Origin of the sequence: Microbispora sp. KK1-11 (assembly GCF_006874435.1) — a bacterium.
Taxonomy (GTDB): domain Bacteria; phylum Actinomycetota; class Actinomycetes; order Streptosporangiales; family Streptosporangiaceae; genus Microbispora; species Microbispora catharanthi.
In genome coordinates this window covers 1-767 of record NZ_VIRJ01000114.1, presented here as the reverse complement: position 1 = coordinate 767, position 767 = coordinate 1, and the positions used below count along the sequence as shown (strand labels likewise).

The 767-nt window shown below is 67.8% G+C and carries 1 pseudogene; it reads left to right on the top strand.

Annotated elements, in window-relative coordinates:
- Positions 1-532 precede the first annotated feature (532 nt).
- Positions 533-767, top strand: a pseudogene (locus tag FLW16_RS42980) (hypothetical protein); the annotation flags it as partial.

Sequence of the window (767 nt, the reverse complement as noted above, 5' to 3'; positions counted from 1 at the left end):
GCCCGCGGAAACACCACGCGAACCATCGCCGCGTCGGAAACTGCGGCCCCTGCCGCTCACCACCGACCCCGGCAGGAGGAGCCGCCTCGGGGAGTCAGTCTGGAAATCAGACCCGAAACGTGTCAAGAGCGTTGCCAGAACGTTTCGATGCCCACAGAAGCCTGGGAGGGCTGCATGCTGCGCCGATATCCCTGACATGCCGATGTAATTTTCCGGGTGCTCCCGGCGTCGGCCGTCGCGACACGGGTTCCGATGAATGTTTCATCACCGCGCCTCTCCCCGGCGGTGCGTGCGCGTCTCATCCCGGCAGTTGAGACGCGTAGGCCGGGCGGAAGAGCGGAACGGGGCGCGAGCTCGAGCTTGACGGGCGCTCCTCACGTCGTATTTGCTCCGGCGCACCACCACCCCCCGGTCATCCCGAGGAGAGGAGCGAACGACTCGTCGCGTCAATGTTAACGCTAACAAGCGGGTCGGCCACGGCGGGGACCCGCCCATCCACCTCACCGTCATCGAAAGGGTTGACCAACCAGCGATGTTAACGCTCACAAGTCGGCGCGGATGGAGCCGGTGGAGACGCCGGCTGACCACCGCGCTTCTGACCGCGACCGTCCTGGCGACCGCGCCCGCCATCGCCCGCGCCGAGTCGAACGGCGGGGTGCGGGTGATGCCGCTGGGCGACTCGATCACCGAGGGCACGCAGGTGCCCGGCGGCTACCGGATCGGGTTGTGGCAGCGCCTGGCCGCGGGCCGCTACACGATCGACTTCG